Consider the following 24,582-nt stretch of genomic DNA (forward strand, 5'->3'; position numbering starts at 1 on the left):
AGACTAGATAGGAAGCTATGTCAAAAAACTATAAAAAGGTCAATATTGAACTTGATCAGGAGGCAAGGCTCAGTATTTTTGATGTTACCCAGGGTTCGGGCAGCAATCCTCTCATGCGTGTCAGTTCTACTCTAGTTTTACCTGAGAATCAACGGGAGTCTAGCCGATGGCAAGGAAATTTTCGCGGGTTAGTTCGTCAGGATTTGAATAATCCTCCTCGTATTGGTGATATTCCAGGACAGATCACAAATTATTCTGAAGAGATACAGCGAAATGCTTGTCAAGAGGCAAGAGTAGAATTTGCAAGTCAGTCAAGACAGTGGCTAGAAGACAATTTACGGACTCTAAAAGAGGAAATTCTGGATAAAACCAGTGACCGAGAGGAAGTTATTATCAACATTTCTACTGATGATCGTAAGTTTATTGAGTTTCCTTGGTCAGAATGGTCGCTCTGGGAAAAACGTCCCCAGGCTTGGTTCGCGCTTAGTCCGACCAGCTATAAATCGCCATCTAGTGCTAAATCTAGGGAGGGCAAGATTCGTCTTTTAGCAATTTTAGGGGGCGATAAAGGGATTGACGTGCAGAAAGATAAAGTATTTTTAAATCAGTTGCCGAATACTGATCCTGAGTTTTTAGTCAAAGAACCTAAATCAAGGTTTAGTGATGCTTTATGGGAGCAGACTTGGGATATTCTATCTTTTTCAGGTCATAGTTCTAGTCAAGGCGATCGCGGATCCATAGCAATTAATGACCATGAGAATTTAAATCTGGATGAATTAAGAGACGGTTTAAAGAAAGCGATTTCTAGAGGCTTAAAGTTAGCCATCTTTAATTCCTGTGACGGTCTCAAGTTAGCAGAGTATTTACAGGATTTGAATATTCCGCAAGTTATTGTTATGCGAGAGCCTGTACCGAATGGCGTTGCTCAAGACTTTTTTAAGTATTTTCTGGATGCTTTTTTTCATCAAAGAGAGTCATTTTATTATGCTGTCAGAACAGCAACTGAACGTATTAATGAAGACTATAATAATAGTTATCCTGGGATTGGTTGGTTGCCTGTAGTGTTCCAAAATCCTGCAACAGAACCATTGAGTTTAGACACCGAGATTCGTTATACTGCTGAAAATATTCCTTGGCAGACAATTTGTAATGACCGCTTACAATTACAGCAAAAACTAACAACAAATCCCTTGACGGCGCGAAAAGTTGATAGAAAGTATGAGCGAGAAGAAGTCTATGTACCTCTCGGTTTACTGGAACGTAAAGTTATTGAGAAATATCCAGCGTACACGCAATCTCGAAGAGAAAAAAGTAATTTTAACCCTCTAGGTGGTGTCATTCAAGCCATTAATCAAGGGATAAAAAATCTAAATCCTTTCAGTAAAAATAAGAATCAAAATGAGCCAATCTCAACTGATGAGCCGATCATTTTTAAAGAGGTAACAACTGAAGTTGAGGTTATTAAAACCTATGAAAATCAGGAATTTTTAGAACAGGTATTAAAACGTTGTCAAAGTCCTAAAAGTCAGGGAAAACGTATCGCAATTATTGGAGAACCAGGTTCGGGAAAAACAACCTTGTTGCAACAGGTTGGCCGTTGGTTAGGTCAAGAGATGCCCGAAGATATTCCTATTTGGGTGTCTTTAGCAGATTTACAAGGTCAGGATTTAGAGCATTATTTATTTGATACATGGTTAAAGTCTGTTATTAGGAATATTAATATAGATGCGGATTTTAATCGGATTGAAAGTAGTTTTAAGCAGCGATTAAAAGCAGGCAATATTTGGATATTATTGGACGGGGTTGATGAAATGTACAACCAGTCTGTTAACATTTTACGAGAGCTTGAGAAACAAATCAATGAGGTTAGTTGGTTTGACAATACTCGAATTATTTTAACTTGTCGTTTAAATCTTTGGGACAATGATTTTAATGCTTTAATTGAGTTTGATACTTACAAAACGCTTAAATTCTCCTATCCTGAGCAAGTAGAGGAGTTTATTACTCGTTGGTTTTCACCCTATGATCAAGAAAATAATCAACAGCAAGGAGCTAAATTAATTAATGAGTTAAAAAATGAGGGGAAACAGCGTGTTCAGGATTTAGTCAGGAATCCGCTTTGTTTAACGTTGCTTTGTTGGAATTGGTATCATCAACAGGGTCACAATCGTTTACCAGAGACGAGAGCAGGTTTATATCGTCAATTTGTTAATAGTTTATTACATTGGCAAAATGAGGGGAAAAAGTATCGTTTATCGGTGACTTCTAAGCAATTAAAACAGCTAAATCGTCAGATAGGTAAATTAGCTCAATATTGTTGGGATCATGAATTGACTCGTTTTCGATTTCACGAAGATATTGTCTGTAAGTTTTTGGGTGAACAAGGTAATGATAGTTCCTTATTTAATCTAGTTCTCAAGTTAGGTTGGCTTAATAAGGTAGGAGAAGATGTTAACAATAAAAACAAAAATATTTATGCTTTCTTTCATCCTAGCTTTACGGAATACTTTGCGGCGGTGGGAATTGAGGATAGTCGCTTTTTTTTCAATCATATTTCCTATAATCCTAATCATACTAGAGCTAGTTACCGTATTTTTGATACCCAGTGGCGAGAAGTTTTTTTGCTGTGGTTGGGTAGGGAAGATTTAGCAAAAAGCAAGAAAAATCGTTTAATTAATGCTTTAACAACGTTTAAGGATGGCTGGGATGGATATTATCAATATCAGGCTTATTTTATGGCGGCATTGGGATTAACAGAATTTGAGAATCCGAGAAAGCAGAAAAAGGTTATTAAGCAAATGTTGCGATGGGCAATCTTTGATGAGGAGTATCTTTTAGATAATAAGGATAAGAGTTTTAGATCACTTAAGTTATCTCAATCTAAAGATGAATTTCTACAGCAATATGGATTTGATCTTGAAGAGTCTTGGAGCTTTGATAAGTTTCTGGGTGGTGTTGATAGAAACTATTTTAGGAAGATAATCTGCCAAGTTCGAGGAAAGCCTGATTTATGGAGAGATAAATTAACAGTAGCCCATGCTGCGGGTAGGGTTTTAACTGAGTTGGGTTTTTCTTTAATTGAGGAAGAACCAATAGAAACAGCAGAGAAAGAGATACCAGTACCCGTTAATAATCAAGCACAATCAGAGTGGAATTTTGATATTTCTGAATTTATACGACTAAGATCGGGGTACAATTACAAATATCCTTCCAATAGTTATAAACAATATACGAAGAACACAATAACAGAGGATAATGAAGAATCTGTTAATAAAACTTTTGAGGTATTACCTAATATTGTAGATTTTCTCAATGTAAATCCGTTAGGAGTGACTAAAATAAATGATACTGCGGTTGATTGGAAAAAAGCATTTGAATATTTGATTCAACTTTCTATTGATCATGAATTGATTGTCAAGTCTTTGGCTGAAGTTATTTCTGCCTTGATTCCACAAGATGAGAAAAAAGAATATAATGCTAAGTCACAAACGGCTTTTAAGTGTATTAAGGAAATTGCGCCTATTGAGTATAAAGCATCGTTGATTGCTCAATTAATGATTTATTTTGACGATCTAGAAAAGATTCAGGATTTGATTGATGATTTAAAACAATCTTTGGAAGAGCTACCATCTTTAAATAAATCTATTAAAGACGCATTAACTGATTCTTTGAAAGAGAAAGTTTTTAGATCTCCTAATACCTATACAAAATACATAGAGATTTATTCGCAATTACTAGGAAACCCTGCTCAGATTACACCGATCATTTTATCCTTCACTATCCATGATATTCAGTCAAAAAATCAGTATGATAAAGATATTCCCACTGTGTTAGATGTCTTAGAGCGAAATTCATCTAATCAATATTTTCTTCACTTAATTGCTTATTTTAAAGAGGGTTTAATTAATCACGACTTAGAAAAGCGGGGCTATAGTTTTAAACAGCTTTATCACTATGCTTCAGGCGTTTCTTATCAAGATTTTTCTAAGGTATTTTTTACCCCTAGTTTTAAGTCGTCTTTAGTGATTCAGTCACTTTATATGAAAATGAAGCGGGATATTTGGTTAAGAGAATATGATAAATTTTCTCAGTTAGCTGATCATGGAGTGATAAAATATTCGCTATATAGGAAACTACATAATCTCATCAATAAAATCGGAAATTTGATAACATACCAAAATAATTTTGAAAATTATCTTTTAGAATTTTATTTATATATTCTTAGCATTTTTAAATATTTATTCTTCCTCATCCGATTAATACACTATGCCATGATTCCCTTTTTATATATTTGTCAAGGTGTAGATTGGCTCATGTCTTTTATTTTATGGCTGTTTTGTAAGTTTACGATTATACCCATTAAAATATTAATCAATACTTTTAGCTTCTCCCAAAAAATTCAAAGAGAACGAGTTTATTTCCGTCAGCTTAAAAATTATTGGCATACTTTTGACGGATGGACTCAAGAAATTTTAGTCAATTCAATGAATCGTAATACGAATACTATTGATGCCTCTGAAGAGACGGGTGTAAATGCTGGTTTGATAACTTTCTTTTTAGGATTTATTGTTTTAATCATTCCTCCATTGTCTGAGTTATTTGATAAGTTTATTGTCACGAATTTAAAATTGGCTATAGAATTAATTGTTTATCATTTCAGTAATTACATTAATCACCCTAACCTTTATCTCGTTTATGTACAATGCTTGGATGCTTTGGAAAAATTTCTAGGAATCAATATTAACTGGTGGCAAGCGGATACGATAACTTCTCGATTAACCATTTTACTAACTAAACTTGGAATTCTGCTAACCATAACTATACTTTTCTTTTGGATTATCAATCCAGATAAGTTATACGGGAAAATTGAAACAATTAGAAAGCGTAATTTCAAGAAATTCTCTGGAATGCTTGATTTTAAGCAAAGATTAAAAATAAGTGGAAAATATCATCGTGATTTTGATCCGATTTCATTTGTTAATTTTACCTGTAACCACAATACCCAATCAAGTAAATGGAATTCCCTTTCACAAAAAGATCAATGGGAAATCTTAGCTAGAGCTTTACAGTATTGTAAGTACCACTCGGGAACATTCTTTTTAACTAAGAAACTTTCTTTGTTTTGTAGCAAATTAAATTGGGAGCCTATCTCGACATTAAAGTTATTTAAAAGAATTGTAATAACCATTTTTAAATTATCAATTTTAGCACTTGTTATATTTGTTTTATATTTCTTATTTTCTGATCAATCTAATTATGATGGATGTAATTTCTATATTAATAGGACATATAATATTTCACGAGCGGAAGTTGTTCCTATTATTTATAATTACATAAGTTACATAACTGATCACCTTCAAAAACTACAACAATATTGTTTAAGCAATCCTCATCTAAAGAATATATCAGAAATAGATAAGTTACTCATTAAGTTTGTCGGCTTAATAAATAGTACCCTGTCTACGAAACCTATAGAACCTATATCGCTTACAGTGCTTGAGCTATTAAAACGCTTGCTTATTGGTGTCTTATTGATGATATTTATGATAATCTTTGAGATTTTAGTGATTATGTTTATATCCTGGCAGAAAATAATAACAGCAGAAATTTCCAAACAACTGTTTAAAGGGTTAACCAAGTTTCAAAAAATCAGAATACTTAAATTTCTTGCTGAAAATTATAGAGATTACCGTTTAATTATGAAAAGCCTTAAAATCGAAGATGTTTCTCAGCGTAATCAAATGCTGATTGAAGGTGGAACAAGATACATTCATGAAAAGTTGTTTAAAGATTTTGAATGCCTAGAAATTGATCAAAACCTGCAAAAACTCTTTTGGCAATACTATCTCTCAAAATATAAAAAAGATCATCCTGAGCTAGTTCAAGAAATTATGGACAGCTTTAATTAATCATTTGTCTCAATGGCACGTTACCTCCTCTCAAGTTCTAAACTAACGGGCAAAAGACCATCTCCTCAAAAAAGCTTGGCGAAAATGCAAACTTAGGGCAATGGGTGCGGATAGAAAAGTCATACCAAATTTCAAAAACTATGGCATACTTAGGGTTGGCTGAAAAAGTACGGGCGAAGCATTCGGATAGAAAATCTACGGTTTCACCGATAGGTTATTGCCCGAATGCTTCGCCCCTACAGGACGCGGGCCGATGAAGACGCAAGGTTTTGAACGACGATTCTCTCAAAATCTTGCACCTGTTTCGCGAGAAAAGCCAGAAAACCCTTACCTTGCCTAGATTTCACCTTTATTCAGCAAGCCCTACTTATAGAAAAGATGATTAAGTGGATAAATTGGCGATGCCAGTCGTACCCAAAATTGATATTGTTGAGTCAGTAGAAGATTTGAAAGAATTAATGAAACAACAAAAAAGTAGTTTAGCCTACGCTAAAGTACAGTCCTGATATTTTTTGAAGATGGACGAGGTAGAGACGGTTCGCCATTTAGCAGTATTAATGGGACGAGGGGAAAGAACAATCCATCGCTGGTTAAGTTTCTACAAAAAAACAGCGAACTTATCTAAACAGCTAAAAGCTTTACTAGACAGGGAAAGCGAGAAAGTAAAGAATTACGAGAAAGTAAGTTTTTGGTGCGAGGATGAAAGTAGATTTGGTTGTCACACTATTGCTCGGAATAAAATAACTCTTTTCGGAGTTAAGCCCATTGGTAATTTTCAAGATAACTTCCAATGCTTTTGGTTGTACGGGGCTGTAGAGCCTCGACAGGTCAGAAGCTTCTTCTCTGAATTCTCCCATTTAGATGGGCATTGTTTCAGAGAATATCTATTACAACTATCGCAAGCTTTTCCCGATGAATTACATATTTTACAAGTAGATAACGCTCCTGCACATATTGCGGGACACTTAGAAATTCCTGACAATATTCTCTTATTTTATCAACCTTCTTGTTGTCCTGAAGTTAACCCCGCAACAGAGAGTTTGGCTTTACCTGAAAAATTCTCTGGTATGGGAAACTTTTGAATCTCTTGATGCTTTAAGAGATAAACTCGATGCTCTTTTTAATCGTTTATCCAATGACACTATCGGGTATTTGACGGGATGGTCTTGGATTTTAGAAGCTCTATGTCTTTCAGGAATTTAGAAATTTGGTATTAGGTTTTTTATCTTGATTCTGGTTCGTTTTCTCCAAACTGAGCGCAATAATCATCAAGACGGTTTTCCAGAAGCATCCTTAAGAGTTTAATAATAATTAGGGCTACGATCGCTAAGGGGATATTGCTGCCAAAGGTAATTCCGATTACCCCTTCCACTATATCTGCTGTCGTTCTCGTCGCTCTTCGATGATAAAAATGACAAAATTTTGCCTTAAAAGTCGGTGATTCAGTAGCTGTCTCGGCAATTTCTGCCAGTCCTTTCAGTTTTTCTGGTGTATCGTAGGAAGTATATTCATTCTCCAGTTGTCTGCGCTGCTCTTCCAGCTGACGACGACGCAGACGAGCAGACTCTAAACGGCGCTGAAAAGCTTCCAGTTCTTCTAATTCATTAAAAGTGTTCATGGGCGATAAAATTTTTGGGTAAGAGCAGGGCTTTCGTTGTGTAGCAATTCATTCTTCATATTCTGATTTAACAACACCTGGTTTTAGTTAATTCGCATAATTCCGCCGTTTGTTGGGCATTGAGGGGAAGGGGAGAGATCCCTGCAACGTGCTGATGATAGGCTTCTAACATAGGTCTATTGTCTCCTAGTCTTCACTTGTAACGGTTTCTTCCTAGGTTACTGGATCTTTGCTAGTCTCTGAATTTCTAGGTTAGTGAGACATGACTTTGCTGTGTGGGCTGCATCTCAACATTTGCAGAAATACCGACCATCAGGAATTATCAGTCACTCTTAACTCAGTACAAATATATTAATAACTGCCTGTAAGCATCCCACCGAAAAACTAATGCGCGGGGGGTTTGGGGGGTAGAACCCCCCAAAAGCTTGGATTGAGTAATAAAATCGAAATTAATACCAATTCTCCAAAGTCTGACTACAGAAGTTTAATCCCCCTAAATCGCCCTTAAAAAGGGTGACTTAAATTCGATGTGTAGTTTTCATTTAGAGAAATGGTATAACGCAGGATTTCAGCAGTTCAATCAGAGAATGAGAGAATGAACGTTATAACCACCGACCATGGTTCCCAGTAAGCTAACCGCACCCTGGGGGGAGATAACGATCGAACCTATAATGGAGGGTTCTTCGTTACTTGGTATGGTTCGATAGGGTGGCATAAATCGACTAAACCCTTATCTGGCAAGAGTTCTATTGATTAGTTCGTTCTAGATCGAAAACAATTGACAAAATCGCATCAATGTCCTTCTCTATAAGGGTTTCATCCCTTATAACTCCGTCCATTGCATAGCACAAACCGAAGAACCCGTCAGATGGTGACTTTCTTAATAGATCCATCAATTTTTCGGATGGTAACTTTCTTAATGCATCCATCAATTTTTCGGTTTTCATTCGTCTTAAGTTTAAGCCAGAAGGAGTGATAAGAGAATGGCATGATGGTAACTTTCCTACTAGATCCATCTTTTTGGATGGTGACTTTCTTAATGGATCCATCAATTTTTCGGATGGTAACTTTCCTACTATATCCATCAATTTTTCGATGGGATATTGTCTATCTTCTATAGAATTTGCTTCTTCTTGTATTAATCCTACTTCTTCAGGAGTTAATATCAGTCCTTCAAGTTTCTGCTCTGCGTTCTCGATTGTTTCAATTAAGTGTTTGTATATGTTTTTGGCCACACTTAAGTCCTCATTGGTAAAAAGATTACTATGAGCTACTTTGTTTCTGATTTTATGCAGTTTCTCCCAATTAGATTGAAAATTTCTGTATTTAAATGATTCCTTAAAAAACTTATCATAGTTGCTTTTAATTTCTTCTTTTAATTTACGAATTGCCTCGGGAGTTTCTTCAAGCCTATCAATTTTTTTAATTAAATCCTCTTTGGTTATACAACCAGATGAAAGCTTGTATATAATCGAACCTAAATCATCAAAATCTATCAGATAGAGTTGATTGTCAATATGGATTGCAAATTCTTTTTCATTATTTTTTCTGTGATCAACTTTCTTTCTAAAATCTTGGGTGGATCCCGTTGTCCACCAATTCACTCCTATCTTGGTTGTCATGAATTTCGTTATGTAGGCTCTTAAATCGCGTTCCACACGATTAATATAAGGATAAATTTGATCAGCAATCTGTTTAGAAATTTCGTCTTTTACTATATCCAGTTTTTCTAATTTTTGGTCTTTTAAAAATTTTAAAATTGGAATACGTTGAGGTTCTAAACAATCATATTCTCCCTTTACAACAATTGAAAAACCTGTAATACATTTATCTTTGCTGTCTTGATCAGATTTAATTGGATTTACTGTAATTTCTATAAAATTATCCTTGATTTGGCGACTGTTACAACCTATTTGTTGTGTTCCCTTCCAAAATGAATTATTCGAGGCGAGAAGATGGACTAAATTATCAGGAGTTTTGATATGAGATTGATTAGAAGTGTCAAATGCGAAGATTTCAAAGGTGAGAAAATTGTTTTGTGTGTCCATTGGAATGACAGGAGTTAGGTCTATAAACAACATCTACCCTCTATTTTAACTTGTCTATTGAAAAAAAAGGGGCTTATTCAGCCCCCTTAACCTCTAACTACCGCCAATCCTTGCCACATCGCGGGCGTTGGCTTCAAAAGCGGCATCGAGGGCAGAATCGCCGGTTAAACCGGAATCTAACGCCTCTTTAATACACTGCAACATCCGCTTATAATCCTTGGGCATTACCTTAACAAACTTGGGCAACATTTCCGACCAATTTGCTAAAACCAATGCCGCTTTTTGACTTTGGGTGTAATCAGCATGGCGTTGAATTAACTCGCGTAAATCGTTGATTTCTTCCCCTTCTAGTGCCTCTAAAGCCACCATTTGGGTATTGCAACGAGTGGCGAAATCCCCCGACTCATCGAGGACGTAGGCGACACCACCACTCATTCCGGCGGCGAAATTGCGACCGGTAGGCCCTAAAACAACGACTTTACCCCCAGTCATATACTCGCAAGCGTGGTCGCCAACGGCCTCAACTACGGTATTAACTCCAGAATTGCGGACACAGAAACGTTCCCCGGCAACCCCAGAAATATACACCTCACCACTGGTTGCACCGTATAAAGCCACATTACCGATGATAATATTCTCCTCGGCCACAAAAGTGGAACCTTTGGGTGGATAAACGATGATTTTGCCACCGCTTAAACCCTTACCCACATAATCATTAGCATCCCCTTCTAACTCCAGTGTCACCCCTTTGGGAACAAAAGCACCGAAACTCTGCCCCGCGCTGCCCTGAAAATGGAGATGTACGGTATCTTCCGGTAAACCCTCCCAGTGACGTTTAGTGATTTCGTTGCCTAAAATCGTCCCCACCACGCGGTTAATATTTTTAATCGGTAGTGTCGCCTTGACTTTTTCGCCTTTTTCAATGGCATCTTTGCATAAATCCAGTAAAACGGTTATATCCAAGGACTTATCTAAACCGTGGTCCTGGGGAATCTGACAATAACGTCCTACCTCTGCATCTACCTCCGGTTGATAGAGAATCGGAGTTAGGTCAATTCCTTTCGCTTTCCAATGTTCTACAGCCTGTTTTGGCTCTAATACATCAGTTCGCCCCACCATTTCATTTAAGGTGCGGAATCCCAATTCGGCCATAATTTCCCGCACTTCCTGGGCGATAAATTTCATGAAATTCACCGTATATTCAGGATCCCCGATGAAATTCTTCCGTAATAACGGATCCTGGGTCGCTACCCCCGCCGGACAGGTATTAAGATGACAAACCCGCATCATAATACAGCCTAACGTTACCAGTGGCGCAGTCGAAAAACCGAATTCTTCGGCCCCCAATAGGGCTGCCACCACCACATCGCGGCCGGTTTTCATCTGGCCATCGGTTTCCACCGCAATGCGACTGCGAAGATTATTTAACACCAATGTTTGATGGGTTTCTGCTAGTCCCAACTCCCAGGGTAAACCCGCGTGTTTAATCGAGGTTTGGGGTGAAGCACCGGTCCCACCATCAAAACCAGAGATTAAAACCACGTCGGCGTGAGCTTTAGCGACTCCGGCGGCGATTGTGCCAACTCCCACCTCAGAAACCAGTTTTACGCTCACTCTGGCCGCGCGATTGGCATTTTTTAGGTCATGAATCAACTCCGCGAGGTCTTCAATCGAGTAGATATCGTGGTGGGGTGGGGGAGAAATTAAACCGACTCCGGGGGTGGAGTGACGGACTTTGGCAATCCAAGGATAGACTTTTTTACCCGGTAATTGACCGCCTTCCCCCGGTTTTGCCCCCTGGGCCATTTTTATCTGCAATTCTCGCGCTTGGGAAAGGTAAAGACTGGTGACACCAAAACGGCCGGAAGCTACCTGTTTAATGGCACTATTTTTCGAGTCTCCCCGTTCATTTGTCCAAGTGTAGCGCTCGGAATCTTCGCCGCCTTCTCCGGTGTTCGACTTGCCACCGATACGATTCATGGCAATAGCGAGGGATTCGTGGGCCTCTTTGGAAATGGAACCGTAACTCATGGCCCCGGTTTTAAAGCGTTTCATAATCGCTTCAATCGGTTCCACTTCTTCGATGGGGATACTTTCCCGGTTTTTAAAGGTTAATAGTCCCCGCAGGGTGAAGAATTTTTGATTTTGTTGGTTGACCAGTTGGGAATACTTCTTAAAGAGGTCGTATTTGCCCAATTTTACCGCTTGTTGCAGGGTATGAATGGTTTCTGGGCTAAAAAGATGGGCTTCCCCGTCCTTACGCCATTGATATTCACCGCCAATATCGAGGGTATGCACATTCACATCCCGGTCGGGGAAAGCGTGGCCGTGTCTGAGTAGGGATTCTCGGGCAATAATTTCTAAATCGGCCCCTTCAATGCGGGAAGCTGTCCAAGTAAAATAGCGATCAACTACCGATCGATTTAAGCCGATAGCCTCGAATATTTGCGCCCCACGGTAGCTTTGCAGGGTAGAAATGCCAATTTTAGAGGCCACTTTAATTACGCCCTTGGTGGCGGCTTTTATGTAGTTTTTACAGGCGGTCTGGTGGTCAACTCCCACCAATAAACCTTCCTCGATCATACTGCCGAGGGTGGCAAAGGCTAGATAGGGATTAATCGCACCGCAACCATAACCGAGGAGAAGGGCGTAGTGATGTACTTCCCGGGGTTCGCCGGATTCCAAGACAAGACCGACTCTGGTGCGGGTTCCCTGCCGGATGAGATGATGGTGTAAACCGGCAACCGCCAGCAGTGAGGGAATCGGGGCGTGATTTTTATCGATACCTCGATCGCTTAAAATAATAATACTCGCGCCCGCTAAAATTGCCTCGTCCACCTCTTGACAAATTGCCTCAATTGTGCTACGCATTCCCTCGACTCCCGAAGTGGGATCGAAGAGAATGGGAATAGTCACGGTGTTAAATTCGCTATTGCCCTGTAAACGCGCTAATTGGGCGTTGGTGAGGATGGGAGAGTTAAGTTTAATCAGGTGACAGCTTTCCGGCTGCGGATCCAGGAGATTTCTCTCCGCACCGATAGTGGTGATGGGAGAGGTGATAATTTCTTCGCGAATCGAGTCAATCGGGGGGTTAGTGACTTGGGCGAATAACTGCTGAAAGTAATCATAAAGCAGTTTTGGGCGATCGGACAAGACGGCTAGGGGTGTATCGGAACCCATGGAACCCACTGCTTCCACTCCATCCCGGCCCATGGGAGCTAATAAAAGACGTAATTCTTCAAAAGTGTAACCGAAAGCGGTTTGCTGTTGGATTAGGGAAACAGCAGTTTCCGGTGGGGCAGTTTCCACCGCCGGTAAATCATCTAAATTGACTAAATTTTCGGTTAACCACTGGCGATAGGGATGAGCTTTGGCAATAGCTTCTTTTATCTCCTCATCGGCCACGATACGACCTTCTTTCATATCCACAAGGAACATCCGGCCGGGTTGCAGACGACCTTTAAAAGCGACGCGTTCCGGTTCAATGGGTAAAACTCCCGCTTCCGATGCCATAATTACTAGGTCATCTTTGGTGACGTAGTAACGGGAAGGACGTAAACCATTGCGGTCTAACACTGCTCCCATCATCGTACCATCGGTAAAAGCGATCGAGGCCGGACCATCCCAGGGTTCCATCAAACAGGAATGGTATTCATAAAAGGCTTTTTTCTCATCACTCATCGATTCGTGGGCTGCCCAGGGTTCAGGAATCATCATCATGACAGCGTGAGGGAGAGAACGCCCCGATAAAACCATTAATTCTAGGGCATTATCAAAAATTAAGGAGTCACTACCCTCGATATTAATAACCGGCTGGATTTTTTTGATGTCTTCCCCGAATAAGGGTGAGGCAAACATCGACTGACGGGCGTGCATCCAGTTAATATTACCTCGCAGGGTATTAATTTCGCCATTGTGGGCAATATAACGGTAAGGGTGGGCGCGTTCCCAACTGGGGAAGGTATTGGTACTAAAACGGGAATGGACTAATCCTAAAGCACTTTGAAAGTCGGGGTCGTGTAAATCGGGAAAATAGTCACCCACCTGTACTGGCATTAATTGCCCTTTATAGACAATGGTACGACTAGAAATACTGCAAGGATACCAGTAACGATTAAAAGATTGACGATTGAGGTGGGAACGTTTGCGAATAACGTATAATTTGCGTTCAAAGGCCAGATCATCGCTTAAATTGGCATCGCGTTCGATAAAAACCTGTTCGATAAAGGGTTCGGTAGATCTGGCCGAATTGCCTAAACTGGAGTTATCCGTGGGAACATCACGCCAACCGAGAACTTTTAACCCCTCTTCGGCGGCGATTTTCTCGAATTCCTGGCGACTTTTCCCGCGAATTTCGGCATCAGGGGCAGTGTAGAGCATTCCTACCCCGTATTGTCCCGCTGCTGGTAAGGTAAAACCTAGATTACTGGTTACTTTCCGGAAAAATAGGTCAGGGATTTGGCATAAAATACCCGCCCCATCTCCGGTATTTTTTTCCGCACCGCACGCGCCACGGTGATCGAGGTTTAGTAGAATTGTCAAGGCCTGTTCAACAATATCGTGGGACTTTTTACCCGTTTTATGAACGATAAAACCGACACCACAAGCATCATGTTCAAATCGGGGATCGTATAGTCCTTGTTTCCGTGGAGTTTGATTGTTATTCATTTTGTCTGATAGCCTAGCAGTCTGGAAGGGAAGGGCCTAGAGGGTGAGCCAGAGTAGCGATTCTAGGTATATCAATTCTGTATCCAGACTGGACCTTCGGTCTTATATCTTAAGGAAATGTTTCGATGTGACAAGGGTTCCTCTCGCTGCTTTACCCCCTGATCGAGATCGCTTTTCCGATACAAGTTTGATCGCTCCTACAATCGAAGAAATACTCGATCGCTATCTCGATCCCGTTCGATTGATTCTTTCTGCTCTCTCCCGCCATTTTTTTGAATTTTCCGTAATTACCTCGCCCATTGTTCGGGCTTTTTCCGCCGCATCCCGTGCCATTTCCAGAATTTACTCTAATTCCCGTTCATTTAGTCCTGTTTCTTTTTCTTCCATCACCGTAAGCCCTGCAAGCGATTTTTAACCTTATTCTAGTCTCTAAAATACGTCCGAGTTATGATCGCCTAACTCTAGAGCTAAAGTAGAGATAGGGTTTAATTGGAGTTATGTATGGAAGCGATCAAATTTAGGACGGTTATTCATGACGGTCAAGTGAGCGTTCCCCCCCGATATTCTTCTCGATGGGAGGGTAAGATGATACGGGTGATTGTTTTGGATGATTCGGAAATCGTCCCCGATCCGGGCCAGAAAACTGAAAAAACGATGTTCGAGGCGATTTCTTTAAATACACGGGGATTTAGATTCGATCGGGACGAGGCTAATGCCCGATAAAGTTTTTTTTGATAGTTTAATACTGGCCAGCACTCTGGAAGCGGGCTGCCAAATTCTCTACAGTGAAGATTTACACGATGGTCAGCGAATCGAGAATCAATTGATGATCGTTAATCCCTTTGGTTAAGTAGGTAGGCGTTAAAAGTTGTCAGACACCCCCCTTGATAAGTAGGGTTGATTCATGAATCAACCCTACTATGAATCAACCCTAGGGACTTGCGTGAGAATAATATCCCAATCGATCGGAGGGCGCAAGCTTTGCGCCCCTACAGTAACGGATTTTGTCCACAATGTAGGGGCGAACTGCGTTCGCCCAAAAGGTACATTATCAAAGCGCAAGTCCCCTACTATGAATTAACCCTACCTTGATAAGGGGGGCAGAAGGGATCAGTCGGTCAAAATTACCCTTCCAGTTTCCGTCCTTTGCACAAAAGACCGACCCCAGCAACAGAGAGTAAACCGAGAACCGTCGCCGGTTCGGGAACGGTGGTCAGGGAATAATTGGCGAGAACGAAGAGTTCAACAGTAGAACCGTAACTACCTTCGGAAGCGAACCCCGTAGCCACGTTCCCCGCAATGTCGTTACCGGTGAAAAAGCCGAATAGATCATTATCACAAGCAGTGTTGTCACAAGCGATAAAATCTAGTCCCGATCCGTCTAAGGATAGCACAGCCTGACCCGTTAGACTACCACCAGAAAGGTTAAAAGCGTCAAAAGAACCTATGAACGGGAGGGCAGGAGCGGGAGAGCCGTTAAAGGTGGTATTACTGATAGAACTGACGAATACCGTGTTGTTATCCAGTTGCAGGGTTCCGTCAACCGTCGCAGTGATGGTTCCTGCGCTGGAGGTGTAGGAAAAGTTAAAAGTTGCGGCGCTGGCAACTGGTGCGAGGGTGGCGGTGGCTACCGTGGCGAGGGCGACGGTTAGGGGTTTGTTGAAGGATTTTTTCAGGGACATAATTCTGACTTGAATTTGTTGAAAATCTAGCCAAATCTTACTCCCCCCCCCGATTTTGTCAAGGTTGTTTCTATTTATATTTCTTATGCTTTATCTAGCTATTGATTACTCGATTGGGGATTGAGGGCGATCTCCCAGAGATGCGCGAAGGGGTGCGCTTTTCTAGGGTGCGGGGAGCGATCGGTCAAATTGACATATACTATGATTATTAGAGCGATCAATGTTTATCTAAGTTAAAGAGAACAATAAAACTAGCGATCGATGCGCGTGATCAGTAAAGTTAAATTACGAGAGTTTTGGGAACGCCACTCGGACGCGGAAGACGCTCTGAGCGATTGGTATAACTTCGCTAGTAAGGCTAACTGGAAAAATTTAGTAGAAGTTCAAGGTCGCTACCCGAAAGCGGAGGCGGTGGGAAATTTTACAGTTTTTAATATCAAGGGAAACAAATACCGTTTAATCGCTGACATCAATTATTCTCGTCAAACCATTTTCGTTAAATATATTCTCAGTCACGCTGAATACAATAAGGAGAACTGGAAAAATGATCCCTACTTCTAATCCATTAACCTATGGTGATTTACTCTTGCAGTATCAACCGAAACCGATTAATAACTCCCAAGAATACGAGCGATTTTTAAGCATAATTGAAGGGATGATGTCACGGGAGTTAAGCAATGACGAAGGACTATTATTTGATTTACTGGTCTTATTAGTGGAAGAATACGAGCAGAAACATTATCCGATCGCCCGAACAAATCCTACCGCTACGTTAGAATCTTTACTGCATGAATTCGATATCGATAGGGAGTGTCTTATCGATATTTTCGGCGATCGGGATAGGGTAGAATCGGTGATAGGGGGGAAACAGGCGATCGCTCCCTCTCAAGCCGAGTCTCTAGCCGAATTTTTTAATCGTTTAAGTGCGAAACTGGCGTTAAGCGCCCGTGATTTTCTCTTGTAGCCTCATTTTTCCTTCGGGGACTGAGGGGGGAAGACCATATAACAAATCCTTACTTTCTTCATAGCTTTAGATTAATTAAGATAATGTTACAAAACTTTATGAAAAAGGCGTAGTATGATAATTTACGCCAGTAAAGCGAACACAATAAGGAGCAACACCCATAATGCAGTCGGCCGAGATGTTGCTGACAGTCCCCAAAGAGTATTTAAAAGCACCGGGGGGCTTCAACCCAAACGTTACCATGTTTTTCAGTGCCTTGAGCCTAATAACCCTATCTACCTGTGGCTATTGGCTATGGTCCTGGCCGGACTGGATTTGTTTTAGTGCTAATGTCCTCGCTTTACATTTATCGGGGACAGTTATCCACGATGCCTCTCATAATTCTGCCCATAGAAATCGGGTATTTAATGCTATTTTAGGTCATGGTAGTGCTTTAATGCTCGGTTTTGCCTTTCCGGTCTTCACTAGAGTCCATTTACAGCACCACGCTCACGTTAACGATCCCGAAAATGATCCGGATCATTTTGTCTCCACCGGTGGCCCTTTGTGGATGATTGCGGCCAGATTTTTTTATCACGAAATCTTCTTTTTTAAGCGGCAACTCTGGCGAAAATACGAACTGCTGGAATGGTTCCTCAGTCGTCTTTTTGTGGCTACCATAGTCATCGTCGCCTGTCAATTCGGTTTTATTGGCTATGTGATGAATTTTTGGTTTGTTCCCGCTTTAGTGGTGGGAATTGCCCTCGGTTTATTTTTTGACTATCTTCCCCATCGTCCTTTCCAAGAGCGCGATCGTTGGAAAAATTCCCGAGTTTACCCCAGTCCCCTGTTAAATCTGCTGATTTTAGGGCAGAATTATCATCTCGTGCATCATCTTTGGCCGTCGATTCCCTGGTACAAATACCAACCGGCATACTATGCCATTAAACCGCTTTTAGACGCAAAAGACTGTGAACAGTCTTTGGGTTTACTGCAAGGTAAGAATTTCTGGAGTTTTCTCTACGATGTCTTCTTGGGGATTCGCTTTCACTCCCATTCTTCTAAAACTTCTTGATCTCATTTATCGTAATGATGAGGTACAAAGTTTTCATTTTAGGGAGTCGGTGGTCAATTTTATGAGAAACTCTCTATCTGTACTGGTTTTGTTGTCAACTTGATTTTTTGAAGGAGGATTTTATGGGTCAACATTGGGGAAAAGCCTTAATTTTAACAACAACTTTCTTGACAATTAACATCAACTATGCTAAGTCTTTAACCTTTGGTGAGGCCGTTGGTATTGGAGCGGGGGCCTTGTTAATCAACCGAGCGGTACAGGATAATAGACAACGTTATCGATTTGTACCACCAGAGCAAGAATTTCAGCGCGGATTAGAGGACGGTTTTAACTTTGCCCGCTATGACAATCCGCGCAATTCCAGAGACTACGATGACGGTTTTATCGAGGGACGAAGACGCCGGGAATCGGGTTGGTCTAGTCCTAATCGGAGAAACTAATTATTTTTTTGGTCTGCGTCCCACTTCGGCGGTTTCTTGAATGGAAAATATCCTCAATTTGCCGTCGATGGGAGCGACTTTAGCCACTGCTTCCGATGCCACTATATAGTTATCACCCTCGGTATTAGTAATATTGACTACCCGATCACGAGTGATAATCGCCATCTCGTCATTAGCAAGAATATCCACGTCCCAATTCTCAGAAAGAACCTCTATACTTTTAATATTTTTGTAGGATTCCTCTAAAAATGTTTTATGTTCCGTGATGCCATTTAACTCAAAAATTTCGGTACTAGCATCGGTTTTAATGGTCAATTGCGAGGAAATAAACGGGGCATAGTGTTTGAGGATTAGGGCGATATTTCTATCTTTAATAGCGGTTTCAATGTCTTGAATCATTGCTTTAATTTCCGCTTCACTGATTTTTTGTCCCCCATTGCGATTACTCGATTGTTTTACCTGCACTATCGAGGGGTTAGCATGGACAAAAGGGGGGGAGATGCTGGGGAGAAAGGATAAACCGAGCAATAGAACAATTAATTGGGGAGAACGCATAATTTAATAAACTTGGTAAATTCAACCCGAATCATAGCATTTTCTCGTTACCGAATAAATCCTCAAGGTTAAAGTCCCTAGTTAGGGAAGCTAAGAGAGCAAAATTATGGCTGTGCAAAGTCTAGGTTGATCCTTTAGCTATTTTTGCCTTATATTTCCAGAATAACGGGGGTATGATCGCTAGGTTTTTCTTGTTTTCTGGGTTCTCGATCGATCAGACAATTAACGGCTTTTTCGTATAGCTGAGGAGTTAAATAAATATGATCGATTCGCCAACCTCGGTTACGAGCAAAACCACCGCTGCGATAATCCCACCAACTATAATGTCCTGCTGCTGAGGTGAATTTTCTAAAGGCATCTTGTAAACCAATTTCTAAGACCTTTTCTAAAGCTTCTCTTTCTTTAGCTGAAGACATAATATGATTTTCTTTGCCTTTGGGATCATAAATATCTTTATCTTCTAAGGCAATATTAAAATCTCCACAGATACATAATTCTTGGGGTTGAGAATTAATTATTTTATCTAGATATTTTCTAAGAGTTTCTAACCATTTAAGCTTATAAATATACTTGTCACTATCTAGGGAAGAACCATTAGGAACGTAGAGATTAATAATCCGAATATCGCCGATTACTCCAGTAATTAAACGTTTTTGTTCGTCCAGTTCTCCCGTTAAATTTTCGCCGATAATGGGACTAAATCCCACAGTGATATCGTCCATAGGTTTCTGGCTAAAAATCGCTACACCATTATAGGATTTTTGTCCAGAAATATAGAGATGATAACCCAAAGATTCAAAAGCTTCTCTGGGAAAATCTCGATCGATGACCTTGGTTTCTTGCAAACATAAAACCTCAACGGGATTAAGTTGTAACCAGTTAATTACCTGCTCTTGTCGGCTGCGAATTGAGTTGACATTCCATGTGGCGATTTTCATAGCTAAAAACCGAGAATTTTTCTCACACTTCCTCAGCAAAACTACTGCGACGCACAAACTCAAAGGGACCGGCGATCGAACCCCAGACTAATTGATCAGTTTCGGGATCTAAACCGCGATCAACGCTAATTAATCCCTGTTCACTAATTTCAAAACTATTATCTAAATAAGTCATTTTATCTTTGCGAAAGACTAAACATTGTTTACCCGGTTTCACCACCCCTTTAAAACTGTTACCTGTCCAAGTTACATTCATATCACAACCCGGCATCGGTTCTAATAGGTCTAAGCTGAGATTTTTGAGACGCTGGGGTTCTCTAGAAGCACCAAAAAAGTTAGCTTCCTCTTTAACTTTAAAGTTTTCTAGTTCAATATGGTCATCGACTACCGATAATTTAAACACTCGCAAACGATAGGGAGTATTGAGCATAAAATCGTAGGCCTGCTCTAAAAATAAACTGGTTCCCTTCAGTAATTCATCGGGTAAAGGACGCATACACACGCGAATATGGGCAAAAAAAGGCGGATTAGCAAAAGCTTGTTCTTGATTACTAAAATCCGCCGCCATCCAGCGTGCTAGGGTTTTTATATCCGTGGAATGAGTCATAATTTTTGAGATGTAAATGGCTATTAGCTAGCAGCCATTAGCTAGTTAATCGCTCTGATAAATTTTCACTGATTACTGATAACTATGCCCCGATAATTGTTATTGTGCAGTTACTTTAATTTCGATATCGGCACTCACTTCGGGATGGAGTTTGACTTGTACTTTATAGACTCCCAATTGACCGATATCGGGGACGGTAATACCACGGCGATCGATTTCTAATTTGGCATTTTCTAGAATAACCGTAGCCACATCTTGACTGGTGACAGTACCGAAAATCGCCTCGTTTTCACCCACCTGTTTAGAGATGGTGTAGGGACTGAGTTTTTCGATCGCAGTTTTTCTGGTTTCTGCTTCTTGTTTTTCAGCGAGGAGACGTTGACGCTCTTTTTCTTTCCTAAATTCTGCCTGTTTCATCGCGCCTTTGGTGGCTAAAACGGCCACCCCTTGGGGGATAAGGTAATTTCGCGCGTAACCGGGGGCGACTTCCACCACATCGCCATTTTCACCTAATTTGGTGACTTTTTGATTGAGGATAACCTGCATTCGTTTCGCCATGATCTTGACCTAAAACAATACTTCCAAAACCCCTATCATACCATGGAATTGTCAAGTATCGATCACAAGTTAGTTATTGCTGGCGGCGATGATCTGGGTTAATAGAGGTCCGATGGCCTGAAAGGCCGAGGGTAAAACCGCTACGGTGGCGGCTGCGATAATAATTGTCGTGGCTAATCTCAGCACTTTCTCGGAGGCTTTTTCGTAGGTGTCAAATTTATAGTCGAGCTTGTCTAATCTTTGGTCTATTTCCTGAAAGCGTTGCCCCATAGTATCAAAACGTTGGTCTATTTCCTCAAAACGTTGGTCTATCGCCTCAAAACTTTGATCTATCGCTTCAAAACTTTGATCTATCGCCTCAAAACGTTGATTTACTGCCATTTGGAAGCTTTTCAATTCGTTGAGAACATCGGTTAGGGTAGGTTCTTGAGTGGACATGGTGACACCTAGGATAATTTGATCGCCTTGCACAATTATAACCTTAAGTCAAGCTTTTTTGATAAAAATTAACTTTTTTGTCGGTAATATTTTGACCTTGTTTCAGTGTTGGAGACAAGCAGTATTTCTATTCTAATAATGTCTCTTTAATTGTTGTTAAAACTTTACTATCTTTGACCATCCAAGCATGAAGCAATACAGGAATGGAAATTTCTTTGCCCACCGATAAACGGGAACTATGGGCAGGAAATATCATTAAATCGTAGGGAGTCCAGATAATTGTGGTTTTAATTTTATTTAAAGTTTGTTGACAATCTTGATTTAAATCCTCTAGAAATTGACTCCCCGGCTGCATTTGTCTAATCCCGTCTAAGGGTAAACTATAAGCAGTTAAAGTGCCTCGATTCGGGGCAGAAATATTTAGGTAACGTTGCACTCTTTCCACTCCTCCCAATCTTTGCAGATAGTAGCGGGTAATTAGTCCTCCCATACTAAACCCAATCAGATCTACTTTCTGCTCTTTAGCAAAGTTTTTCTCGATATAATTGTCCACCTGACTGGCTAAAACTTCTAACTTTTCGTAACCATGATTGGGAATTAGATTAAAACTATGCACCTGCCAACCATGATAGTTTAAATACTCACTCATCGGTTTAAAAACAGCAGTAGTATCCAGAAAACCATGCACCAAAACAACGGGATTCATAGAAGACGAAGTTTTATCCTTAAATTCTGAATCTATTCTAACGTAGAATACGGCTAATTATCGAAAAAATCCAAGAAAGATCATATATACTACAGCGTTGATCATAAGTGCGAAACGTTTAGACACCAGATGGGGTTGTAGGGTTGTCGGTTTCTTGGTTAAATAAACCTAAACCAATCTCAAAGTGAGGATTGTTAGTTATAATAACTTTTTAGCAAAATTGATCGCCTCCTGAAAAACTGTCACTTTGCCTTCAATTTGGGCAATTTGTACCTCGATTAATAACTTACCGATAATCGGACTAGGTTTCAGGTGTAAATGGTTAATTAAATCATCGCCTCTTAATAAAGGTCGGGGATGGGCGATAATATTATCAGGATCGAGATAGGAAGTAAACAGGGAAGCGACAATATTTTTGTTAATCCCCATTGATAAAGCAAAAAGGGCAAAAACAGGAAATACTTTTCCCGCATTTAGATAAATAAAATACTGTTCCCGCAGACTTAAATTAGCTGCTTCCTTGAGGGAGGGTAAAGACTTAATTACCGTCATTACCGTGCGAATTTCCCCACGGGAATACTTAAGCTCGATTAACTCTTTTTCCGCTTCTGCTAAAATATCCGATACCAATAGAGCTAATTTTGTCAACTGTAACTGAGAAGGGGAAAAGATAAATTTTTCCGGTGACAAAGATTCTAACAATCCTGCTGCCGCTTCCACCCCCATAACTCGCTCCATTTTTGCGGGGGTAATCCGACGCAACCAGAGAGATAATAAGCCATCTTCCCAGGCACTTTTTAGCCATTTATTGCCACGGGAATTGAGCAAAAGGTAATTCAACTCAGATTGTACCCTTTCGGCGGCTACACGGCGCAATAAAGGGGCAAGGGAACGAATAGTTGCACGGGTATGGGGTTCGATTGTAAAGTCCAATTGAGCCGCTTGTCGATAGGCCCTTAATAATCTTAGGGGATCATCTTGGAGATTTTCGCGGGAAATCATCCGCAGAGATTGGCAGCCTAAATCTTTTAATCCCCCTAAAGGATCGAAAATTTCTTGGGTTTGGAGATTATAAGCGAGAGCATTAACGGTGAAATCCCGTCTTTTTAGGTCTATTTCTAGGGATTCTCCCTCCTGTTGCGCGAAATCAAGAGTCCCCTGCGGAAAAACGACGCGAGCAATTTGACGAACTGCATCTAAAACCACAAAACCGGCTTTATACTGATGGGCAATAGTTTGAGCAATTTCGATCGCTTTTTCGGGAACCACAAAATCTAGGTCAATATAGTCTTTCTGACGGTTTAATAAAGCGTCTCGCACAGCACCACCGACTAAATAAGCATTTTCTGGCAATTCTTGCTGATTAATCGCAAAAACTTCTTTAACTAAACTATCTAGGTTTTTTTGACAAGACATCGAGAAGATAAATTTACAAAAATATAATTTTGACCGGCCCCATTTGGGGAGAGACTGAGCTAGATTAACGGAAAAGACCTATAGAGTTAAACTTATGTGTATTTGTATTAACTGCTATTTTGTTGATCGCTGTTTCACCTATCATGCCGTAGAAACACAACATCAGGAACGTCATCTCACCGAGACACCGGACTTTGAAGCGAAGAACCCTTCTATTAACGTTAACATTCGCACCAAGGAAGATTATATCGAAATGGAATGGGATGTGGTGGGTTGCGATAGCTTTTTACGGGAAACTGGTAAATGGTCTAGTTTGCGTCCCGGTGAACCAATTCCCACCTAAAATACCTGAACTTTTCTAATACATATCTACTACAAGAGCCAAAAACCCTTGTCCAGCAATGGATAGACCAGTTAACTTTTCTTGCTGTACCCGTGCAATAGTGGTTATGTATATAGAAAAAGTTCCTAACCGTTGTGTCTGGAGTGGTTTTTATCAATGAGCATTGCTTAAAAGGACTCTTCGGGAACTGTTATGCAAATAATTAACTTAAAATAAAATTCGATGAGAATAACTACGCTTAAAAGTAGCTGAAATTCATACAGGAAAGGACTTAAGGCACAAATAAATTAATACCAAAAGATAGACAATTGAGTTAAGATTTGATATAATAGCCAAAAACGAGATTATTTTACTTATGATACTTGACAAATTTTTTAACCTACAAGGAACCTGTATTCAAGGCTATCGACACCTAGAAAATATCGGCTCTTCGGTTTGTGTTATGCAATGAACGGAGGTTATAAGAGATGGAACCCCTATAGAGAAAAGCATTTAGCGATTTTTGTCAATTATTTTTGATCTAGAGCGAACTAATCAATTAAGTCTCTTGTCAGATAAGGATTTAGTCTGACAGGGGGACAAGCCAGATAGAAAACTTGCCAACAAAGGCTTCTGGCTTCTCTCGCTAGAAATAGATA

General features: G+C 40.2%; 19 protein-coding genes and 3 pseudogenes. 10 read left to right on the forward strand and 12 right to left on the reverse strand.

Annotated elements, in window-relative coordinates:
* Positions 1-17 precede the first annotated feature (17 nt).
* Positions 18-5,909, forward strand: coding sequence for an NACHT domain-containing protein (locus ACE3JL_RS15360; protein ID WP_375327858.1), 5,892 nt, complete (start codon positions 18-20; stop codon positions 5,907-5,909).
* 401 nt (positions 5,910-6,310) lie between these two features.
* Positions 6,311-7,112, forward strand: a pseudogene (locus ACE3JL_RS15365) (IS630 family transposase).
* 19 nt (positions 7,113-7,131) lie between these two features.
* Here ACE3JL_RS15365 and ACE3JL_RS15370 read toward each other — a convergent pair.
* The 4 genes and pseudogenes from ACE3JL_RS15370 to gltB all read right to left on the reverse strand — a co-directional run bounded on the left by ACE3JL_RS15370 (position 7,132) and on the right by gltB (position 14,243).
* Positions 7,132-7,527, reverse strand: coding sequence for a hypothetical protein (locus tag ACE3JL_RS15370; protein WP_036396888.1), 396 nt, complete (start codon positions 7,525-7,527; stop codon positions 7,132-7,134).
* A 586-nt stretch (positions 7,528-8,113) separates the two neighbouring features.
* Positions 8,114-8,197: pseudogene (locus ACE3JL_RS15375) on the reverse strand (hypothetical protein); the annotation flags it as partial.
* A 538-nt stretch (positions 8,198-8,735) separates the two neighbouring features.
* Positions 8,736-9,608, reverse strand: a pseudogene (locus ACE3JL_RS15380) (hypothetical protein); the annotation flags it as partial.
* Positions 9,609-9,668: 60 nt separating this feature from the next.
* Positions 9,669-14,243, reverse strand: a complete 4,575-nt coding sequence (gene gltB, locus ACE3JL_RS15385; RefSeq protein WP_375327859.1) for a glutamate synthase large subunit — start codon at positions 14,241-14,243, stop codon at positions 9,669-9,671.
* 127 nt (positions 14,244-14,370) lie between these two features.
* On the opposite strand from gltB, the gene ACE3JL_RS15390 reads away from it, so the two are divergent.
* The 3 genes from ACE3JL_RS15390 to ACE3JL_RS15400 all read left to right on the forward strand — a co-directional run bounded on the left by ACE3JL_RS15390 (position 14,371) and on the right by ACE3JL_RS15400 (position 15,093).
* Positions 14,371-14,658: a hypothetical protein gene (locus ACE3JL_RS15390; RefSeq protein ID WP_375329657.1), complete on the forward strand. Its 288-nt coding sequence runs from the start codon at positions 14,371-14,373 to the stop codon at positions 14,656-14,658.
* A gap of 86 nt (positions 14,659-14,744) precedes the next feature.
* Positions 14,745-14,966 (forward strand): hypothetical protein, encoded by a 222-nt coding sequence (locus tag ACE3JL_RS15395; RefSeq protein WP_271991596.1) that lies wholly within the window; start codon positions 14,745-14,747, stop codon positions 14,964-14,966.
* Positions 14,956-15,093, forward strand: coding sequence for a hypothetical protein (locus ACE3JL_RS15400; protein WP_271991598.1), 138 nt, complete (start codon positions 14,956-14,958; stop codon positions 15,091-15,093). The genes ACE3JL_RS15395 and ACE3JL_RS15400 overlap by 11 nt, the downstream gene beginning before the upstream one ends.
* Positions 15,094-15,367: 274 nt before the next feature.
* Here the strand turns inward: ACE3JL_RS15400 and ACE3JL_RS15405 are convergent, their stop codons facing one another.
* Positions 15,368-15,925 carry a PEP-CTERM sorting domain-containing protein gene (locus ACE3JL_RS15405; RefSeq protein ID WP_375327860.1) on the reverse strand — a complete coding sequence of 186 codons (558 nt, stop codon included), beginning with the start codon at positions 15,923-15,925 and terminating at the stop codon, positions 15,368-15,370.
* A gap of 261 nt (positions 15,926-16,186) precedes the next feature.
* Between ACE3JL_RS15405 and ACE3JL_RS15410 the strand changes: the two genes are divergently transcribed.
* The 4 genes from ACE3JL_RS15410 to ACE3JL_RS15425 all read left to right on the forward strand — a co-directional run bounded on the left by ACE3JL_RS15410 (position 16,187) and on the right by ACE3JL_RS15425 (position 18,383).
* Positions 16,187-16,486: a type II toxin-antitoxin system HigB family toxin gene (locus tag ACE3JL_RS15410; RefSeq protein WP_190356808.1), complete on the forward strand. Its 300-nt coding sequence runs from the start codon at positions 16,187-16,189 to the stop codon at positions 16,484-16,486.
* On the forward strand, positions 16,470-16,889 hold the full coding sequence (locus tag ACE3JL_RS15415; protein WP_271991928.1) for a type II toxin-antitoxin system HigA family antitoxin: 420 nt from the start codon (positions 16,470-16,472) through the stop codon (positions 16,887-16,889). Before ACE3JL_RS15410 ends, ACE3JL_RS15415 begins: the two co-directional genes overlap by 17 nt.
* A gap of 163 nt (positions 16,890-17,052) precedes the next feature.
* A complete protein-coding gene (crtR, locus tag ACE3JL_RS15420) occupies positions 17,053-17,943 on the forward strand; it encodes a beta-carotene hydroxylase (protein ID WP_375327861.1) in 891 nt (296 codons plus the stop codon).
* 122 nt (positions 17,944-18,065) lie between these two features.
* Positions 18,066-18,383 (forward strand): hypothetical protein, encoded by a 318-nt coding sequence (locus tag ACE3JL_RS15425; protein ID WP_193956381.1) that lies wholly within the window; start codon positions 18,066-18,068, stop codon positions 18,381-18,383.
* On the opposite strand, the gene ACE3JL_RS15430 is transcribed toward ACE3JL_RS15425, so the two are convergent.
* From ACE3JL_RS15430 to ACE3JL_RS15460, 7 genes are all read right to left on the reverse strand, one after another.
* On the reverse strand, positions 18,384-18,938 hold the full coding sequence (locus ACE3JL_RS15430) for a hypothetical protein (protein ID WP_271991930.1): 555 nt from the start codon (positions 18,936-18,938) through the stop codon (positions 18,384-18,386).
* 149 nt (positions 18,939-19,087) lie between these two features.
* Entirely contained in the window at positions 19,088-19,876 is a 789-nt protein-coding gene (xth, locus tag ACE3JL_RS15435; RefSeq protein ID WP_375327862.1) for an exodeoxyribonuclease III, read from the reverse strand.
* 22 nt (positions 19,877-19,898) lie between these two features.
* Positions 19,899-20,483, reverse strand: coding sequence for a chromophore lyase CpcT/CpeT (locus tag ACE3JL_RS15440; RefSeq protein WP_002790811.1), 585 nt, complete (start codon positions 20,481-20,483; stop codon positions 19,899-19,901).
* 99 nt (positions 20,484-20,582) lie between these two features.
* Positions 20,583-21,041: a 50S ribosomal protein L9 gene (gene rplI, locus ACE3JL_RS15445; protein ID WP_271991935.1), complete on the reverse strand. Its 459-nt coding sequence runs from the start codon at positions 21,039-21,041 to the stop codon at positions 20,583-20,585.
* 69 nt (positions 21,042-21,110) lie between these two features.
* Entirely contained in the window at positions 21,111-21,512 is a 402-nt protein-coding gene (locus ACE3JL_RS15450; RefSeq protein ID WP_375327863.1) for a hypothetical protein, read from the reverse strand.
* Between the two features lie 94 nt (positions 21,513-21,606).
* Entirely contained in the window at positions 21,607-22,185 is a 579-nt protein-coding gene (locus tag ACE3JL_RS15455; RefSeq protein WP_271991937.1) for a triacylglycerol lipase, read from the reverse strand.
* Positions 22,186-22,383: 198 nt separating this feature from the next.
* Positions 22,384-23,601 carry a CCA tRNA nucleotidyltransferase gene (locus ACE3JL_RS15460; RefSeq protein WP_271991938.1) on the reverse strand — a complete coding sequence of 406 codons (1,218 nt, stop codon included), beginning with the start codon at positions 23,599-23,601 and terminating at the stop codon, positions 22,384-22,386.
* 94 nt (positions 23,602-23,695) lie between these two features.
* On the opposite strand from ACE3JL_RS15460, the gene ACE3JL_RS15465 reads away from it, so the two are divergent.
* Complete coding sequence (locus tag ACE3JL_RS15465) at positions 23,696-23,944, forward strand: Ycf34 family protein (protein WP_002785748.1); 249 nt, start codon at positions 23,696-23,698, stop codon at positions 23,942-23,944.
* Positions 23,945-24,582 lie beyond the last annotated feature (638 nt).

The sequence above is a fragment of the Microcystis sp. BLCC-F210 genome, assembly GCF_042134685.1.
Taxonomy (GTDB): Bacteria; Cyanobacteriota; Cyanobacteriia; order Cyanobacteriales; family Microcystaceae; genus Microcystis; species Microcystis aeruginosa_D.